The 15,393-nt window shown below is 62.8% G+C and carries 14 protein-coding genes and 1 pseudogene; 2 read left to right on the top strand and 13 right to left on the bottom strand.

Annotation, left to right across the window (positions count from 1 at the left end):
• Nucleotide 1: 1 nt before the first annotated feature.
• The 3 genes from bfr to NKH38_RS16345 are packed head-to-tail and all read right to left on the bottom strand — an operon-like array spanning nt 2 to nt 2,116.
• A complete protein-coding gene (gene bfr, locus NKH38_RS16355; protein WP_023669537.1) occupies nt 2-487 on the bottom strand; it encodes a bacterioferritin in 486 nt (161 codons plus the stop codon).
• On the bottom strand, nt 453-764 hold the full coding sequence (locus NKH38_RS16350) for a (2Fe-2S)-binding protein (RefSeq protein WP_023751927.1): 312 nt from the start codon (nt 762-764) through the stop codon (nt 453-455). Before NKH38_RS16350 ends, bfr begins: the two co-directional genes overlap by 35 nt.
• A gap of 59 nt (nt 765-823) precedes the next feature.
• Nucleotides 824-2,116, bottom strand: coding sequence for an imelysin family protein (locus NKH38_RS16345; RefSeq protein ID WP_352762012.1), 1,293 nt, complete (start codon nt 2,114-2,116; stop codon nt 824-826).
• A 491-nt stretch (nt 2,117-2,607) separates the two neighbouring features.
• Here NKH38_RS16345 and NKH38_RS16340 point away from each other — a divergent pair, with 491 nt between their 5' ends.
• Nucleotides 2,608-3,861, top strand: a complete 1,254-nt coding sequence (locus NKH38_RS16340) for an NAD(P)/FAD-dependent oxidoreductase (protein WP_286461320.1) — start codon at nt 2,608-2,610, stop codon at nt 3,859-3,861.
• 121 nt (nt 3,862-3,982) lie between these two features.
• Here NKH38_RS16340 and NKH38_RS16335 read toward each other — a convergent pair whose 3' ends face one another.
• A complete protein-coding gene (locus tag NKH38_RS16335) occupies nt 3,983-5,260 on the bottom strand; it encodes a 4-aminobutyrate--2-oxoglutarate transaminase (RefSeq protein ID WP_023703491.1) in 1,278 nt (425 codons plus the stop codon).
• A gap of 195 nt (nt 5,261-5,455) precedes the next feature.
• On the opposite strand from NKH38_RS16335, the pseudogene NKH38_RS16330 reads away from it, so the two are divergent.
• Nucleotides 5,456-6,239: pseudogene (locus tag NKH38_RS16330) on the top strand (efflux RND transporter permease subunit); the annotation flags it as partial.
• A 10-nt stretch (nt 6,240-6,249) separates the two neighbouring features.
• Here the strand turns inward: NKH38_RS16330 and NKH38_RS16325 are convergent.
• The 9 genes from NKH38_RS16325 to NKH38_RS16285 form a co-directional block, all read right to left on the bottom strand.
• Complete coding sequence (locus NKH38_RS16325; protein ID WP_023755172.1) at nt 6,250-6,588, bottom strand: DUF2185 domain-containing protein; 339 nt, start codon at nt 6,586-6,588, stop codon at nt 6,250-6,252.
• A 14-nt stretch (nt 6,589-6,602) separates the two neighbouring features.
• Nucleotides 6,603-7,352 carry an ABC transporter ATP-binding protein gene (locus NKH38_RS16320; protein ID WP_023688757.1) on the bottom strand — a complete coding sequence of 250 codons (750 nt, stop codon included), beginning with the start codon at nt 7,350-7,352 and terminating at the stop codon, nt 6,603-6,605.
• Nucleotides 7,349-8,185: an ABC transporter ATP-binding protein gene (locus tag NKH38_RS16315; protein ID WP_023682023.1), complete on the bottom strand. Its 837-nt coding sequence runs from the start codon at nt 8,183-8,185 to the stop codon at nt 7,349-7,351. Before NKH38_RS16315 ends, NKH38_RS16320 begins: the two co-directional genes overlap by 4 nt.
• Nucleotides 8,186-8,195: 10 nt before the next feature.
• Nucleotides 8,196-9,116 carry a nickel transporter permease gene (gene nikC / locus NKH38_RS16310; protein ID WP_023682024.1) on the bottom strand — a complete coding sequence of 307 codons (921 nt, stop codon included), beginning with the start codon at nt 9,114-9,116 and terminating at the stop codon, nt 8,196-8,198.
• Entirely contained in the window at nt 9,113-10,180 is a 1,068-nt protein-coding gene (locus tag NKH38_RS16305; RefSeq protein WP_352761999.1) for an ABC transporter permease, read from the bottom strand. Before NKH38_RS16305 ends, nikC begins: the two co-directional genes overlap by 4 nt.
• Nucleotides 10,181-10,199: 19 nt before the next feature.
• Nucleotides 10,200-11,843: an ABC transporter substrate-binding protein gene (locus NKH38_RS16300; protein ID WP_352762000.1), complete on the bottom strand. Its 1,644-nt coding sequence runs from the start codon at nt 11,841-11,843 to the stop codon at nt 10,200-10,202.
• Nucleotides 11,844-12,104: 261 nt separating this feature from the next.
• Nucleotides 12,105-13,382: a lytic murein transglycosylase gene (locus NKH38_RS16295; protein WP_352762013.1), complete on the bottom strand. Its 1,278-nt coding sequence runs from the start codon at nt 13,380-13,382 to the stop codon at nt 12,105-12,107.
• Nucleotides 13,383-13,576: 194 nt separating this feature from the next.
• Entirely contained in the window at nt 13,577-14,182 is a 606-nt protein-coding gene (gene recR, locus NKH38_RS16290) for a recombination mediator RecR (RefSeq protein WP_352762001.1), read from the bottom strand.
• A gap of 96 nt (nt 14,183-14,278) precedes the next feature.
• Nucleotides 14,279-15,247 (bottom strand): cell wall hydrolase, encoded by a 969-nt coding sequence (locus NKH38_RS16285; RefSeq protein ID WP_023725787.1) that lies wholly within the window; start codon nt 15,245-15,247, stop codon nt 14,279-14,281.
• Nucleotides 15,248-15,393: the final 146 nt, after the last annotated feature.

Genomic DNA, 15,393 nt, shown 5'->3' with positions numbered 1-15,393 from the left:
CCTATTCCGCCTCGTCCGCCGATGCGGCGTTGAGCTGGCCGTATTTTTCCTCACCGATCGAGGCAAGGAGGTCGAGCTGCGTCTCGAGGAAGTCGATGTGACCTTCCTCATCCGCCAGCAATTCCTCGAACAGCTTCATCGTCACGTAGTCGCCGGCTTCGTTGCAGATCTCGCGCGAACGCTTGTAGGCGGTGCGTGCGTCATATTCGCCGGCGAGATCGGATTCGAGCACTTCCTTGACGTTCTGGCCGATGCGCAACGGCGCCACGGACTGCAAATTGGGATGCCCTTCGAGGAAGATGATACGGGCCACCAGCCGGTCGGCATGGTGCATCTCCTCGATCGATTCGGCGCGTTCCTTCTTTGCCAGCTTGGCATATCCCCAATCTTCGAGCAGGCGGAAATGCACCCAGTATTGATTGACGGCGCCAAGCTCCAGGAACAGAGCCTCGTTAAGCCGCTCGATGATCTGCGGTTCGCCTTTCATGGATTCTGCTCCCATATTGGACGCGCAGGCCTCTGACGCGATCCAGGTGTGAAACGATGTCCACGCCGCTCGCCTCCGAACGGGCGTGGTAATTTTCGGTGACCCGAATGATCGTTTCGACCACATTTGGGAAGCAGCCGCAACAGCGACCGCGCTTTTGCATCGTGTGATAGACCTTCGCCGGCACGATCAGTTGCCAGGGGTCCTGATCCAGCAGATCGACGATCGTCTGCTCAATCTCCTTTTCGGTGATGATGTTGCAATGGCAGATCAGCATGGATTGGCTCTGGCTGACGGCGCCCCTCCGCGCCGTTTGGCTGGTGGTTGGTTGGGGTGCTACTTGAACACCTTGTCCGGTGCGTCGAGGCTGTCGGACCCCTCGAAGGCTATGTTGTTCAGCTTCAGCGCGCCGACGGCGCGTTCGATCGACTTGGTCTGGTCGACCAGCGCGTCGATTGCCGCTTGCACGGTAGCATTGCCTTCGGTGTTGCCCTCGGCGATCTGCTGGTCGTAGGCCTCGCCGGCCACTCCCCGCGCCTTGATCGCCTCCATCTTGGCGACCGAGACATCGAGCTTGTCGGACAGTTCCTTGTCGATCGCCGGATCGGCCGCCTTGACCATATCGTGCACCGACGGGCCTGAAACGACGGTGCCGTCGATGCGCGTGTAGCTGGCGAGATAGGCGGTGCGGATGCCGATGGCGTCATAGAGATGCGAGTTGTAGGTATTATCCGAGAAGCAGTCGTGCTCCTCTTCGGGATCGTGCAGCAGCAGGCCGAGTTTCATGCGCTCCCCGGCCAGTTCGCCGTAGGACAGCGAGCCCATGCCGGTGAAGATCACCGAGATAGCGGTGTTCGGCTGGCCATCGACGAGGTTCTTGCGGGCGGCGCCGTCTTCCTTCCAGTTGCCGACCATCTCCTGCAGGTCGGAGACCAGAAGATCGCTGGCCGACTTCAGATACTCGGCCCGGCGATCGCAATTGCCGCCGGTGCAGTTCTTGAGGTCATAGTCGGTGTACGGACGCTCGCCGGCGCCCGGGCCGGTGCCGTGCAAATCCTGGCCCCAGAGCAGGAATTCGATGGCGTGATAGCCGGTGGCGACATTGGCCTCGATGCCGCCGGCCTCCTGCAGCGTGCCGGAGAGGAATTCCGGCGTCAGCCTGGAGGCGTCGACCTTCTTGCCGTTGATCTCGATTTCCTTGTTGGCGATGACATTGGCGGTGTAGAGCGCGTTGGCGTCGGACTCGGTGCCGTAGCTCTTGGCGACGTAGTCGATCAGCCCTTCGTCCAGCGGCCAGGAGTTCACCTTGCCTTCCCAGTCGTCGACGATCTTGTTGCCGAAGCGGTAGACCTCGGTCTGCTGGTAGGGCACGCGCGACGCCTTCCAGGCATCGCGGGCGGCATTCAGCGTGTCCGCCGACGGGTTGGCAAGCAGCGCGTCGACAGCCTTGTCGAGCGCCTGCGCCGTGGTCAGCGAATCCTCGTACTTGGCCAGCGCGATGTCGGAATAGGTCTTGATGACCGCCTTGGCATCGATCTCCGCCGCCTTGGCCGGCAGGATGAAAACCGCCGCCGTCAACATAGCCGTGGCACCGATCGCAGCCAGTCTGCCGCCATATCGCGCTGTCATCATCAGTCTCCAGTTCAAAGGGGATTCGGTAAAAGGCGCGCGTGCCAAACGGTGCCGGGACATAGGCATGCCGTAGGACACCACAGATGCCGCGCCGCTCTGCGGCTCACGGGAGAAAGACACCAAATGCCTCCAATCGAACGGGTTCAAGGCCCAAACATCAAAGGGATGCGCTGACGCGCGAGCCTCCATAAAACGATGGCGAGGCCGGAAGTCAACTGGTGAACCCTAGAAAATTCAATTGAAACAACAGTTTAGAATTATTCTAAACTAGGACTGTCAACTTTAAATCGTATAGCCAGCAGCCAAGATGAGAGACGGCGCGATTGACAAGCGACCGTTCCGGGTGCGACCCGGACCGGGGCTCTTGCGACGGCGGCAGACAATCGCCATCTGGCGGAACGGCTCACAATCAAAGCATGATGTCGTCCGAAAACCGCTTCACACTTTCGGCATCATGCTCCAGATTTGAAACAGGAATTCGGTTTGCGATGAAGAACGGGGTCGTCATTCTCGGTGCGGGTCATGCGGGCGTGCAAGCGGCCGCCAGCCTGCGCGAGGAAGGCTATGACGGGCCTGTCGTACTGATCGGCGACGAAACCGATCTGCCCTATCACAAGCCACCGCTGTCGAAGACCTTCATCAAGGACGCCGATGCCAAGCCGCAACCCTTGCGCGGCGAGGCCTTTTACACCGGCAGCGCCATCGACTTCAGGCCGGGCGTCCGAATCGACAGCATCGATACGGCAGGCCGCAAGCTGGACATAGCAGGCGGCGGCGTGCTGCCGTTCGACCGGCTCATCCTGGCCACCGGTTCGCGGCCGCGGCTCCTGCCGCTGCCGGGCGCCGACCTCTCGGGCGTGCTGTCGCTGCGCTCGATCGCCGATGCGCGGCTGATCCGCCAGCTCAGCGCCCAAAGCGAAGACGTGGTCATCCTCGGCGGCGGCTTCATCGGGCTGGAGATCGCGGCTACGCTGAGGGCCGCCGGCCGCAACGTCACCCTGGTCGAGGCTGTCGACCGGCTGCTTGGCCGCGCCGTGGCGCCGGTGGTGGCGAGCCATGTCCGCCAACGGCTGGAGGCGATCGGCGTGCGTATCCTCACCGGCACCACCATTGCCAGGCTGGAAGGGGAAAACGGCCATGTCTGCGCTGCCATCACCTCCACCGACGAAAGGCTGCCCGCGCGCATGGTCATCGTCGGCATCGGCGCCGTGCCGAATGTCGAACTTGCTCAGGCTGCCGGACTGACTGTCGCCAATGGCATCCGCGTCGACCAACAGATGCGCACCTCAGTGCCTGATATTCTGGCCATCGGCGACGCCGCTTCCTACCGCCACTGGTCGACCGGCGGCGACGTGCGGCTGGAATCGGTGCAGAACGCCACCGACCAGGCGCGGCTTGCCGCACGCACGATCACCGGCCATACGGACGCCTATGCGGCGGTGCCGTGGTTCTGGTCTGACATCGGCGACATGAAACTGCAGATGGTCGGGCTGACCTCGGGCGGCGACAGCCATGTCGTGCTGGGCGACCTCGCTGAGAACAAGTTCTCGATCTACCACTATGCTGGAAGCCGGCTGCTCGGCATCGAATCCGTCAACAGGCCGGGCGACCATATGCTGGGCCGCAAGATGCTCGGGGCCGGGTTTTCGCCGATGGCGCAGACTGTTGCGGAAGGGCCTGATGGGCTGAAGGCGGCGCTGGCCGCGTTCCAGCAGGATGAGCCGGCACGGGCTGCGGGCTAGACGCACTTACCCTCCCCCTTGTGGGGAGGGTAAGTGCGAAGCAGCGGGGTTGGGGTCGGCGCGAGGCCCCCACCCGGACCTGCGGTCCGACCTCCCCACAAGGGCGAGGTAGGGGTTTGCACTAGGCAGCGCAGACTTCGCGGATCGAGCTTTCCAGAATGTCGAGCGCCTCGTTCATGACATTGTCCTGGATGGTGATCGGAGCCAGGAAACGGATGACGTTGCCGTAGACGCCGCAGGTCAGCAGGATCAGCCCCTTGTCGAGCGCCTTCAGCCGGATCGCATTGGCGATCTCGGCCGACGGCAGGCCCTTCTTGACGTCGTTGAACTCGACCGCGTTCATGAAGCCGAGACCCCTGATGTCGACAATCTCGGGCACGTCGTCGCGGATCGACTGCAGCCGCTGCTTCAGCCGGGCGCCCAGCGTATTGGCGCGGTCGCACAGCTTTTCGTCCTCGATGACGTCAAGCACGGCGTGTGCTGCGGCGACACCGATCGGGCTGCCGCCATAGGTGCCGCCGAGCCCGCCAGGACCGGGCGCATCCATGATGTCGGCGCGGCCGGTGACCGCCGCCAGCGGGAAGCCGCCGGCCAGGCTTTTCGCCATGGTGGTAATGTCGGCCGCGACCTCATGATGATCCATGGCGAACATCTTGCCGGTGCGGGCAAAGCCGGTCTGCACCTCATCGGCGATCAGCAGCATGCCGTGCTGGTCGCAGAGCTTGCGCAGCGCCGTCAGGAATTCGCGCGGCGCGTCGTAGAAGCCGCCCTCGCCCTGGACCGGCTCGATGATGATGGCGGCAACGCGAGCCGGATCGACATCGGCCTTGAACAGTTTGTCGAGTGCGGCCAGCGAATCGGCTGTAGACACGCCGTGCAGCGGCACCGGAAACGGCGCGTGGTAGACGTCGCCCGGCATGGCGCCGAAGCCGACCTTGTAGGGCACGACCTTGCCGGTCAGCGCCATGCCCATGAAGGTGCGGCCGTGGAAGCCGCCGGCAAAGGCGATGACGGCTTGGCGGCCAGTGGCGTTGCGGGCGATCTTGATGGCGTTCTCGACGGCTTCAGCGCCCGTGGTGACGAAGATGGTCTTCTTCTCGAACTTGCCGGGCAGCATGCCGTTCAGCCGTTCGGCCAGCCGCACATAGCTCTCATAGGGCACGACCTGGTGGCAGGTATGGGTGAAGCGGTCGAGCTGTACCTTGACCGCCTCGATCACCCTGGGATGGCGGTGGCCGGTGTTGACGACGGCGATGCCCGAGGAGAAATCGATGTATCGGCGGCCTTCTACATCCCAGATCTCCGAATTCTCGGCGCGGTCGGCATAGATCTGCGTCGTCATGCCGACGCCGCGCGAGATCGACTGGTTCTTGCGCTCAGAAATGGCTGCGTTCTTCATTTCGTCCCTCATCGGGCCGACGCCCGTTCTCGTTAGATGAATGCCAAGGCCTCTTCTGACCTTATTTCACGTTTTCCTCAAGTTGGCACCGCCGCCGGGCGATTGGGCCTGTCGTCGATGCGGGCCACTTCGACAGACCGGTCTTAACCAGCCGACCGATACACGTACGGGGCAGTCCGTGACAGCTCACCCGTCACCGGGAACGGCGAAGCGATCCCGCTCGCCGCGGTGGCGAACTTCCGCTACGACCTCGAACAGCCGACGGTGTGGCGGCGCAACCGCATCCCGATGATCACCGTTCGCGCAGGCCTCGTTGGCGACGTGCTGCCGGCCACCGTCGTCAACGAATTGAAGCCGTCGGTCGACGCCTTCATCGCCAAACTGCCGCCCGGCTATTCCGTTGCAACCGCCGGCTCGGTCGAGGAAAGCGCCAAAAGCCAGGGACCGATCGCAGCGGTGGTGCCGCTGATGCTGTTCGTGATGGCGACCATCCTGATGATCCAGTTGCAAAGTTTTCAGCGCCTGTTCCTGGTCGTGGCGGTGGCGCCGCTCGGCCTGATCGGCGTGGTCGCGGCCCTGGTGCCGAGCGGCGCACCGCTCGGCTTCGTCGCCATTCTGGGCGTCCTGGCGCTGATCGGCATCCTGATCCGCAACTCAGGTGATCCTGATCGTGCAGATCGAGGATCTGGTGGCCGAGGGCCAAGACCGCTGGGAAGCCGTGATCGAAGCGACCGAGCACCGCATGCGGCCGATCGCGCTGACGGCCGCGGCCGCCAGCCTAGCGCTGATCCCGATCGCGCGCGAAGTGTTCTGGGGCCCGATGGCCTACGCCATGATGGGCGGCATCATCGCCGGCACGGCGATCACGCTGCTGTTCCTGCCGGCGCTTTATGTGACGTGGTTCAGGATCAAGGAGCCTAAGCAGGGGGACGAACCATCTGTTCCGGAGAACGGCGAACTGGCGCAAAGCTCGACTTAGCCCTGCTGCATCACTCGTTGTCGTTGGAGGGTACAGGGAGTGATTTAGCGCGCTGCCAGGGGGACAATTTTGAATCGCGCCAAGCATGCCAGCCTTTTGGCAAATCGGCCAATTCCAGGATGCTCTCATCCCGCTGAACCACATTCTGGAGGCTGACGAGCATTATCTCGGGTTCATCTCGATTTTTCTTGTCGCTGCTATGAAATTGCCAACTGCCACCCTCATCGTTGTGGTTATCGTCGTCATCAGCTTCGTGCACAACGTATGCGATCCAGTCACCACGTTTAAATATGCTTGTGTCCGACAACACCGCGACGTTGGGTGGGTCTTCGAACTTCCATTCCGCCATAGGAAACCCCAGATTCAAGCGGTCCGCACAAACCCCTCGCTCGCCCTCAACAGATTGCGCGTATAATCCTTCTCCACCCGATGCCCGATCAGCTGGCCCGCGGTGAGATTTTCCACCGCTTCGCCATTCTGCATCACCATCAGGCGCTCGCACATATGGGTGATGATGGCGAGGTCGTGGCTGACCATCAGGAAGGTCAGCTTGCGCCGCCGGCGAATTTCTTCGAGCAGGTTGAGCACTTCGGCCTGCACCGAAGCGTCGAGCGCCGATGTCGGTTCGTCGAGCAGCAGTATCGACGGTTCGAGGATGAGCGCCCGCGCGATCGCCACGCGCTGACGCTGACCTCCGGAGAGCTGGTGCGCGTAGCGGAAACGGAAACCGTTGCCTAATCCGACCTCGTCAAGGGCGCGCTGGATGCGTTGCTCGCCATCGGCAAAGCCGTGAATGGCGAGCGGTTCCTGTAGCAGGCGGTCTACGGTCTGGCGCGGGTGCAGCGAACCATACGGGTCCTGGAAGACCATCTGCACTTCGCGATAAAAAGCCTTGTCGCGGCGCGCTCCCAGCGTCTTGCCGTTGACCGTGATAGTGCCGGATTTGGCCGGCACCAGGCCGGCAATGGCTTTGAGCAGCGTCGACTTGCCGGAACCGCTCTCGCCGACCAGGCCGAAGGATTCGCCGGACTTCACCTCGAGGTTCGCCCCTTTCAGCGCGCGAAAACGGTCGAACACCACCTCCAGCCCTTCAATCGAAATGGCTGGCGTCATGCCGCCCACTCCGGCTTGCGGTCGAGCACCGGCAGCGGGTGGCGTTCGTAACCGATCCTGGGCATGCAGTTGAGCAGGCCGCGCGTGTAGGGATGCTGGGCGTCGCGCAGCTCCGACGCCTTGAGCTGCTCGACCACCTTGCCGGCATACATGACGATGACGCGGTCGCAGAAGGAGGCGACCAGCCGCAGATCGTGCGAGATGAAGATCAGGCCCATGCCGCGCTCACTGACCAAGCGGTCGAGGATGCCGAGCACATCGAGCTGCACGGTGACGTCGAGCGCCGAGGTCGGCTCGTCGGCGATCATCAGTTCCGGTCCGGCGATCAGCATCATTGCGATCATGGCGCGCTGGCCCATCCCGCCGGACACCTCGTGCGGATGCAGGTCGAAGACACGCGAGGGATCGCGGATCTGCACAGCTTCCAGCATGGCCAGCGCCCGCTCGCGCGCTTCGGCCTTGGAGACCTTTTCATGCGTGCGCAGCGTCTCGACGATCTGGCGGCCGATGCTCATCACGGGGTCGAGCGAATATTTCGGATCCTGCAGGATCATGGCGATGCGTTTGCCGCGCAGCGCCCGGCGCTGACGGGCCGGTATGGCCAGAAGGTCGATGCCGTCGAGGGCGAGCTTCTTGGCCGACACTAGCGCCTGCGGCGGCGTCAGGCCCATGATGGCGCGGCCGGTCTGCGACTTGCCGGAGCCGCTTTCGCCGACAATGCCCAGCCGCTCTCGGCCAAGCGAAAAAGTGACGCCGCGCACCGCCTGGATGAGGCCGGTCCGAGTCGGGAAGGTGACGCGCAGGTCGTCGACATCGAGAAGTGCACCGCTCATTGGTCACCACTCATTGGTCGCCACTCCGGGGATCGAGCGCATCGCGCAGGCCGTCGCCAAGCAGGTTGAAGCCGAGGCTGACGATGAGGATGGCGAAGCCCGGCGCGCCGGCCACCCACCATTGGTCGAGCACGAAGCGGCGGCCGGACGCGATCATCGTGCCCCATTCCGGCAGCGGCGGCTGGGCGCCCAGGCCGAGGAATCCGAGGCCGGCGGCGGTGAGGATGATGCCGGCCATATCGAGCGTCACCCGGATGATGAGCGAAGAGATGCAGAGCGGCATGATGTGGCGCAGCACGATGCGGAACGGAGAGGCGCCCATCAATTGCACCGCCTTGATGTAATCCGAATTGCGCACGGTCATCGTCTCGGCCCGCGCAATTCGGGCGTAAGGCGGCCACGAGGTGATGGCGATGGCCAGCACCGCGTTTTCGATCCCGGGGCCAAGGGCGGCGACAAAGGCCAGTGCCAGGATCAGCTTGGGGAAGGCGAGGAAGATATCGGTAATGCGCATCAGAATGGCATCGGTCCAGCCGCCGGCATAGCCGGCGACGGTGCCGACCAAAAGGCCGATGGGGGCCGCTATGACAGCGACGAGAATGACGACATAGAGGGTCCAGCGCGAGCCGAAAAGAATGCGCGAATAGATATCGCGGCCGAGATCGTCGGTGCCGAACCAATGCGCCGCACTCGGCGCCAAAAGCCGGGCATTCTTGAGATCGCCGATAGTCGGCGAATAGGGCGCCAGCACATCGGCAAAGGCGGCGACCAGCAGCAGCGCGATGATGATGAGCAGGCCGAGAAACGCCAGCCGGTTGGCGGAAAAGCGCCGCCAAGCGACGTAGGCGCGGCCGAGCCGTGCCTGCATGCGCGAGGCCGGCCGATCGCTGAGCAGCCAATCGCGGCGCGTTTGGATTGCTTCGGCGCTCATCCTGTCTTCGTCCTCGGATCGAGCACCTTGTAGAGAACGTCGGACAGGAGATTGATGCCGATGAACACCGAACCGATGACGATGGTGCCGCCGAGCACGGCGTTCATGTCGGCGTTCTGCAGCGAATTGGTGATGTAGAGGCCGATGCCGGGCCAGGAGAACACCGTCTCGGTCAGCACCGAACCTTCGAGCAGCCCGGCATAGGACAGCGCGATCACCGTGACCATCGGCACCGCGGCGTTGCGCAGCGCATGGCCCCAGATGATTCGCGTTTCAGACAGGCCCTTGGCGCGCGCGGCGACGATGTATTCCTGCGACAGCTCATTCAGCATGAAGGAGCGCGTCATTCGGCTGATATAGGCGAGCGAGAAATAGCCCAGCAGCCCTGCCGGCAGGATGATGTGGCGGTAAGCGTCGTAGAAGACATCCCACTGGCCCTGCAGCGCGGCGTCGAGCAGGTAGAAGCCGGTGATCGGTGTGAATGTGTACTCGTAGACGATGTCGAGGCGGCCGGGAAAAGCCACCCATTGGAGCTTGGCGTAGAATAGGACAAGCCCCAAAAGCCCGATCCAGAAGATAGGCACGGAATAGCCAATCAGGCCGACAATGCGAACGATCTGGTCGATGAGACTGCCGCGTTTTACCGCTGCCAGCACGCCGAGTGGCACGCCGATCAACGAGCCTATCAGAGTGCCCAAAGTCGCCAGTTCGATCGTTGCCGGAAAGGCACGGCGGATGTCGGTCATCACAGGATTGGTGGTCAGCACAGAGGTGCCGAAATCACCGTTCAGCGCATGCTTGAGATAGATATAGAATTGCTCGATCAACGGAAGATCGAGCCCCATCTCGCGGCGGGTGCGCTCGACGACATTGGCCGGTGCGCGGTCGCCGAGCACCGCCAGCACCGGATCGATCGGGATGACGCGGCCGATGAAAAAGGTCACCGCGAGCAGGCCGAGATAGGTGGTGACGGCGATGACCAGGAAGCGGCCGATCGCCAACAAGATAGCGACGGCGCGGGCGCTTTTCTGCCCCGCCGTCGCCTGGTTTTCAATCGCGCTCATCAGGGCGCGTCCGCCGGCGCTATTCCTTGGAGACCGGGCCGACGAAGTTGGTGTCGAAGCTCGGACCGAGCGCAAAGCCTTTCAGGTTTTTGCGCAGGCCTGCCACTTCCAATTGCTGGTGGATGATGACGAAGGGGCTGGTGTCGAGGATCGTCTTTTCAAGGCTCTTGTACATATCGGCGCGCTTGCCGGCATCCTTCTCCAGCAAGGCTGCTTCGGTCTGCTTTGTCAGGTCCGGGATGTCCCAGGCATTGCGCCAGGCCAGCGTCTTGGTCTTGCCTTCATCCGAATTGTCCGGGTTTGAGGCAAAGGTCTGGGCGTTGGAGTTCGGATCGAAATAGTCCTGGCCCCACTGGCCGATATAGATGTCATGATTGCGGGCGCGGTATTTGGTCAGCGTCTGCTTGCCGTCGCCCGGGACAATTTCCAGCTTGATGCCGGCCTGGCCAAGCGTCTGCTGGATCGATTCCGCCATGCCCGTTGTCGGCTGTCCCGTGCGTACGTCCATGGTTACGCTGAAGCCGTCGGCCAGGCCGGCCTTGGTCAGCAGTTCCTTGGCCTTGGCGACGTCGAACTTGAACGGATTTTCGTCCAGTTCGCCCAGCACGCCCTTGGGCAGGAAGGTCTGGTGAATCTCGCCAATGCCCTTGAGGATGGTCGTGCTCAGCGCATCGTAGTCGACCAGATATTTGAACGCCTGGCGAACCTCGGGCTTGGCGAGGTTCGGATTCTTCTGGTTGAGACTGATGTAAAAGACCGTGCCCTTCGGCGCGCTGGTCGTGGTGAGATCGGCATTCTTGGCGATGGCGTCGAGATCGTTCGGCTCGAGGTTGCGGGCAACGTCGATGTCGCCTGCTTCGAGCGCCAGGCGCTGTGCGGAGCTTTCCTTCATGTTGCGGTAGATGACGCGGGCGAGCTTGGCCTTCTCGCCATTGTAATTGTCGTTGCGCTCGAGCACGACGACCTCATTGGCCCGCCATTCGCGCAGCTTGTAGGCGCCGGAGCCGGCATAACCGGTCTTCAGGAAGGCGTTGCCGAAATCGTTGTCCCATTTGTAGTCGGCACTCGGTGTCACCGCGGCGACATGTTCCTTCACCAGCTTTGCGTCGACGACCGAAGCGACCGTTGCCGACAGGCAGTTTAACACGAAGCTCGGCGCATAGGCCTTGTCGACGGTGAACTGGAAGGTGGTATCGTCGACGGCCTTGGCCTTGTCGGCAACATTGTCGCCGCTGATGCCGAACTGGTTGATGATGAATGCCGGCGGCTTGTCCAGCTTGATGGCGCGCTCGAAGGAATAGGCGACATCGGCGGCCGTCAGTGGATTGCCCGAAGCGAACTTTAGGCCGGGCTTGAGCTTGAACGTATAGACCAGGCCGTCGTCGGAGACGGTCCAGCTATCGGCAAGGTCGCCCTTGACCTTGGAGGTGTCGCTGAGATCGAGGCGGACCAGCAGATCATAGGTGTTGCCGGTGACCTCTGCGGTCGACAGTTCGAAGGCCTCGCCCGGATCCATGGATATGATGTCGTCGATGGCAAAACCTTCGACCAGCGTGTCGGCGGGCGTCACGGCGAAGGCGGGCGCAACGCCAATGAGCAGAGCGGACATGGCTGCACCTGCGAGCCAGACGCGCGAACGTAGAGCAAACTTTTCCATCATCATGATGATTGTTCCCTGTTTTGTTGATTGTTGACCCCGAGTTCCCGGCTCAGGGCTGCAGTAATCTTTTTCGCGGCCGGAGGACGACCGTTAGACACATACCGTGTTGATTTTTTTCCAGTTGGTCAACACCTATCCGGCAGCCCTCCAACCGGCAACGGGCATTTTGCGAGCCGGCATACTGGACCGGAATATGCTGTGCGCGTCGAAGCATGGGCGAGCCAATTGCAGCCGCCGATGGGGAAAAATCTGCTCTTTTCGGTGCTACTTGACGGCAGCAACCAGATCGGCGTCGGGGAAGCAGGTGGCGGGGCGGCCGTTCTTTTCCTGCCAGGAGCCGATCGAGCGGCGGGTCTTGAAGCCGGGCAGGCCGTCGGCGCTGCCGACATCGTAGCCCTTGGCCTCCAGCGCCCGTTGCAGCGCGGCGATGTCGGAACGATGCAGGCCGCCGACCGCACCCCAGCTGCCGACGAAATCAGCATCGCCATGGGCGATGCGGTCAGCGCCATGGCCGATGAACAGGGCGTAGAGGTCGCTGGTGTTGTATTGCTTCAGCACGTAGAAATTCGTCGTGGCGATGAAGGCCGGACCGCTGCGTCCGGCCGGCATCAAAAGGAACCCTTCCGCCTTCAGTTCGTTGGCCGGAAAGGCTTTGCCGCCGACGCGGCTGATTCCCATCGCCACCCAGGCTGAGATCTTCTTGCCTTGGTCGGGACCTTCGAGCGAGCAGGAAACGCTTTCCGGAACCGTCACCTCGAAACCCCAGCCACGCCCCTTCACCCAGCCATAGTGGACGAGATAGTTGGCGATCGAGGCCAGCACGTCCGGCGTCGAATTCCAGATGTCCGGGTGCCCATCACCGTCGTAGTCGACGGCGTGCTTCAGGAACGAGGTCGGCATGAATTGCGGCTGGCCGAGCGCGCCGGCCCAGGACGATTTCATGGCGCCGACCGGCGCCAACCCATGCTCGACGATCTCGAGCGCCGCCAGTACCTCGGTGCGGAAGAAGTCCTTCTTGGTCGACATGAACGCCTTGGTGCCGAGAACCTCGAAGGCGTCGTAGGGCATTTTCGCCGCGCCGAAGCCGGTCTCGCGGCCCCAGATCGCCAACAGTATCTCGCCCGGGACACCGTAGCGCTTTTCGATCGCAGCCAGCGTCTTGGCGTTGGCCGCCTCGCGCGTGCGCCCACCTGACGTGACGGCGCGCACCGTCTTTTCGGCGAAATAGGCGCCGGGCGAACCGAACTCGGCCTGATGCTGTTTTTGCGGGGTTTTGGGTTTCTCGCCGGGCAGGACGAGGTCGGGCAATTTGAGGTTCGGCTTCACGCCGTTGAAAGCGGCGTCGAAGGTGGATTTGGAGATGCCTTTGGTCTGGGCTTCCGGCCAGAGATCGGTTTGCAGCCAGGCGCGGAACTGGTCGTCGATTTTGGCGGCGGAGGCGGGGGAGATGAGGAGGAGGGCGAGCAGAGCCGCAAGGAATGAAAATAGCAGCAGCCTTGGAGGCTTGCGTTCCCTCACACCCCCCTCTGTCCTGCCGGACATCTCCCCCTCGCGGGGGGAGATCAGCAGCTTCTCGGACGGCATTCTTCTTTCAACGCAGGTGGTAGGCGAAAACCGAAGCGACAGCCAATCTCCCCCCTTGAGGGGGAGATGTCCGGCAGGACAGAGGGGGGTGTTTGGCGCAAACCTCGAAGAATGCGAAGCTTTCATGTCGCACATCCTGCCCGCCAATTGCGTCAAAACGCCGTCCGCGAGCGCAAGGCCGCCGCCAGCGTCCCCTCATCCAGATAGTCGAGTTCGCCGCCGACCGGCACGCCATGTGCAAGCCTGGTGACCTTGATCTTGAAACCCGAGAGCTGGTCGGTGAGATAATGCGCCGTCGTCTGGCCCTCGACCGTGGCGTTGACGGCGAGGATCACCTCCTTCACCTCGCCGCCGGCGACGCGGTCGACCAGCGAGCGGACATTGAGCTGGTCGGGGCCGATGCCGTCGAGCGGCGACAGCGTGCCGCCGAGCACATGGTAGCGCACATTCATGGCCGCCGCCCGCTCCAGCGCCCAGAGGTCGGAGACATCCTCGACGACGATCAGCGTCGAGGCATCGCGGCGCGGATCGGTGCAGATCATGCAAGGGTCGGAGGTATCGACGTTGCCGCAGGTCGTGCAGATGCGCACCTTGGCGGCGGCTTCAGCCATGGCGGCGGCGAGCGGCGACAAAAGCTGCTCCTTCTTCTTGATGAGGTGCAGTGCCGCACGCCTGGCCGAACGAGGCCCTAGCCCCGGCACCTTGGCCAGGAGTTGGATCAGGCGTTCGATCTCGGGACCGGCGATTCGCTTCGACATCGCACTGATCTAGGATTTTTCCGCGCGCTTTGAAACATGCGCATACGCACCGAGCCCGCCATGCTGCCATGGCGGGCTCGGAAACTGTTTTAGGCGTCAGTAAGCTGACGCTGGCCGGGTCTGGTCGATAATCATCGCGCCGATAGCGTCGGTATTCTCAGGCGTTGACTGGAAGCCCATCGACGCTTCCTGCGTTGCCGATGGAACCGAGGTGATGTAGCGGGCGTTCAGCGTGCCGCCGAAACGCGAGGCATCGGGCTCGGCCATCGGCTCCTGCATCGCCACCTCCGTCTGCTTGGCGGCGACGCGGGCGCTCTTGGCGGGCGCCGCGGAAGCCGTCACATAGGTCTGCTCGGCCGGGGCACGTGTCGCCTTGGCTGCGCGAACCGCCGCGGCCTGCTTGGCCGGATCTGGACGGACAATGGTCTTCACCACCGGCTCGGCGTAGGCAACCTGCAACGGCGCTTCAGGCACAGGCGCGCGCGGCTGCGCCGAGGCAACCATGGTCGTGGATTCATCCGGCAGCGGCTGCCAGTTGCGACCGCGCTTCTCGTAGAAGGCGTTGCCGCCGGCAACCATGGTGTAATGCATGTTCTTGTAGGGGAACCTCAGGCCGGCGGTGTGGAAGTACATCGTGTTCTTCAGCTTGGCCTTGCGCTCGCCCTTGAGCACCGCATCGGCGGCCTCCTCGACATCGGGCATCGCTTTCGAATTCATCGCCCGCGTCATCACGCCGGGCGCGAACTGGCCCGGTTCGCCAACCACTTGGCAAATGGTGCTGCCATGATTGCCGGAGCGCAGCCGGTTCATCACCACCGTGCCGACGGCGATCATGCCGTCACGGCTCGAGCGGTTGGACTCGAAGAACATCGCCCGCTCCAGGCATTCCTTCTCCTTCGGCGTGTTGCGGTAGGCGCGCGTCGAAAGGAAACTGGGCGTGATGGCGTCGGTCAGGCTGGCGACCGACAGGCCGTGCGAAGACGTGGTCTGGCTGCAACCGGCCAGGAACATAGGGGAGAAGATGATGCCGAGCAGAAGCGGCGTCTTCCATCGCGTCGCGATCAACAAAAATGCCTCATTGTCCAGATGCCAGCCCGCCCCGAGATGTGGCAAGAATGAGACTCTTAAAGGCAAAAAGATGGCTAAAGGATTAGCTTTCGTGCAGCATAGGTAAAACTTTATAAATGCCCGGATATGTCCGCGTGAGCAAA

It is taken from the genome of Mesorhizobium sp. M1078, from assembly GCF_040318615.1.
Taxonomy (GTDB): domain Bacteria; phylum Pseudomonadota; class Alphaproteobacteria; order Rhizobiales; family Rhizobiaceae; genus Mesorhizobium.
This window is presented reverse-complemented; position numbering and strand designations above follow the sequence as displayed.

Excerpts from the sequence above, each read along its gene's own strand:
- bfr (WP_023669537.1), bottom strand. The coding sequence starts at position 487 with ATGAAAGGCGAACCGCAGATCATCGAGCGGCTTAACGAGGCTCTGTTC.
- NKH38_RS16350 (WP_023751927.1), bottom strand. The coding sequence starts at position 764 with ATGCTGATCTGCCATTGCAACATCATCACCGAAAAGGAGATTGAGCAG.
- NKH38_RS16345 (WP_352762012.1), bottom strand. The coding sequence starts at position 2,116 with ATGACAGCGCGATATGGCGGCAGACTGGCTGCGATCGGTGCCACGGCT.
- NKH38_RS16340 (WP_286461320.1), top strand. The coding sequence starts at position 2,608 with ATGAAGAACGGGGTCGTCATTCTCGGTGCGGGTCATGCGGGCGTGCAA.
- NKH38_RS16335 (WP_023703491.1), bottom strand. The coding sequence starts at position 5,260 with ATGAAGAACGCAGCCATTTCTGAGCGCAAGAACCAGTCGATCTCGCGC.
- NKH38_RS16325 (WP_023755172.1), bottom strand. The coding sequence starts at position 6,588 with ATGGCGGAATGGAAGTTCGAAGACCCACCCAACGTCGCGGTGTTGTCG.
- NKH38_RS16320 (WP_023688757.1), bottom strand. The coding sequence starts at position 7,352 with ATGACGCCAGCCATTTCGATTGAAGGGCTGGAGGTGGTGTTCGACCGT.
- NKH38_RS16315 (WP_023682023.1), bottom strand. The coding sequence starts at position 8,185 with ATGAGCGGTGCACTTCTCGATGTCGACGACCTGCGCGTCACCTTCCCG.
- nikC (WP_023682024.1), bottom strand. The coding sequence starts at position 9,116 with ATGAGCGCCGAAGCAATCCAAACGCGCCGCGATTGGCTGCTCAGCGAT.
- NKH38_RS16305 (WP_352761999.1), bottom strand. The coding sequence starts at position 10,180 with ATGAGCGCGATTGAAAACCAGGCGACGGCGGGGCAGAAAAGCGCCCGC.
- NKH38_RS16300 (WP_352762000.1), bottom strand. The coding sequence starts at position 11,843 with ATGATGATGGAAAAGTTTGCTCTACGTTCGCGCGTCTGGCTCGCAGGT.
- NKH38_RS16295 (WP_352762013.1), bottom strand. The coding sequence starts at position 13,382 with ATGTCCGGCAGGACAGAGGGGGGTGTGAGGGAACGCAAGCCTCCAAGG.
- recR (WP_352762001.1), bottom strand. The coding sequence starts at position 14,182 with ATGTCGAAGCGAATCGCCGGTCCCGAGATCGAACGCCTGATCCAACTC.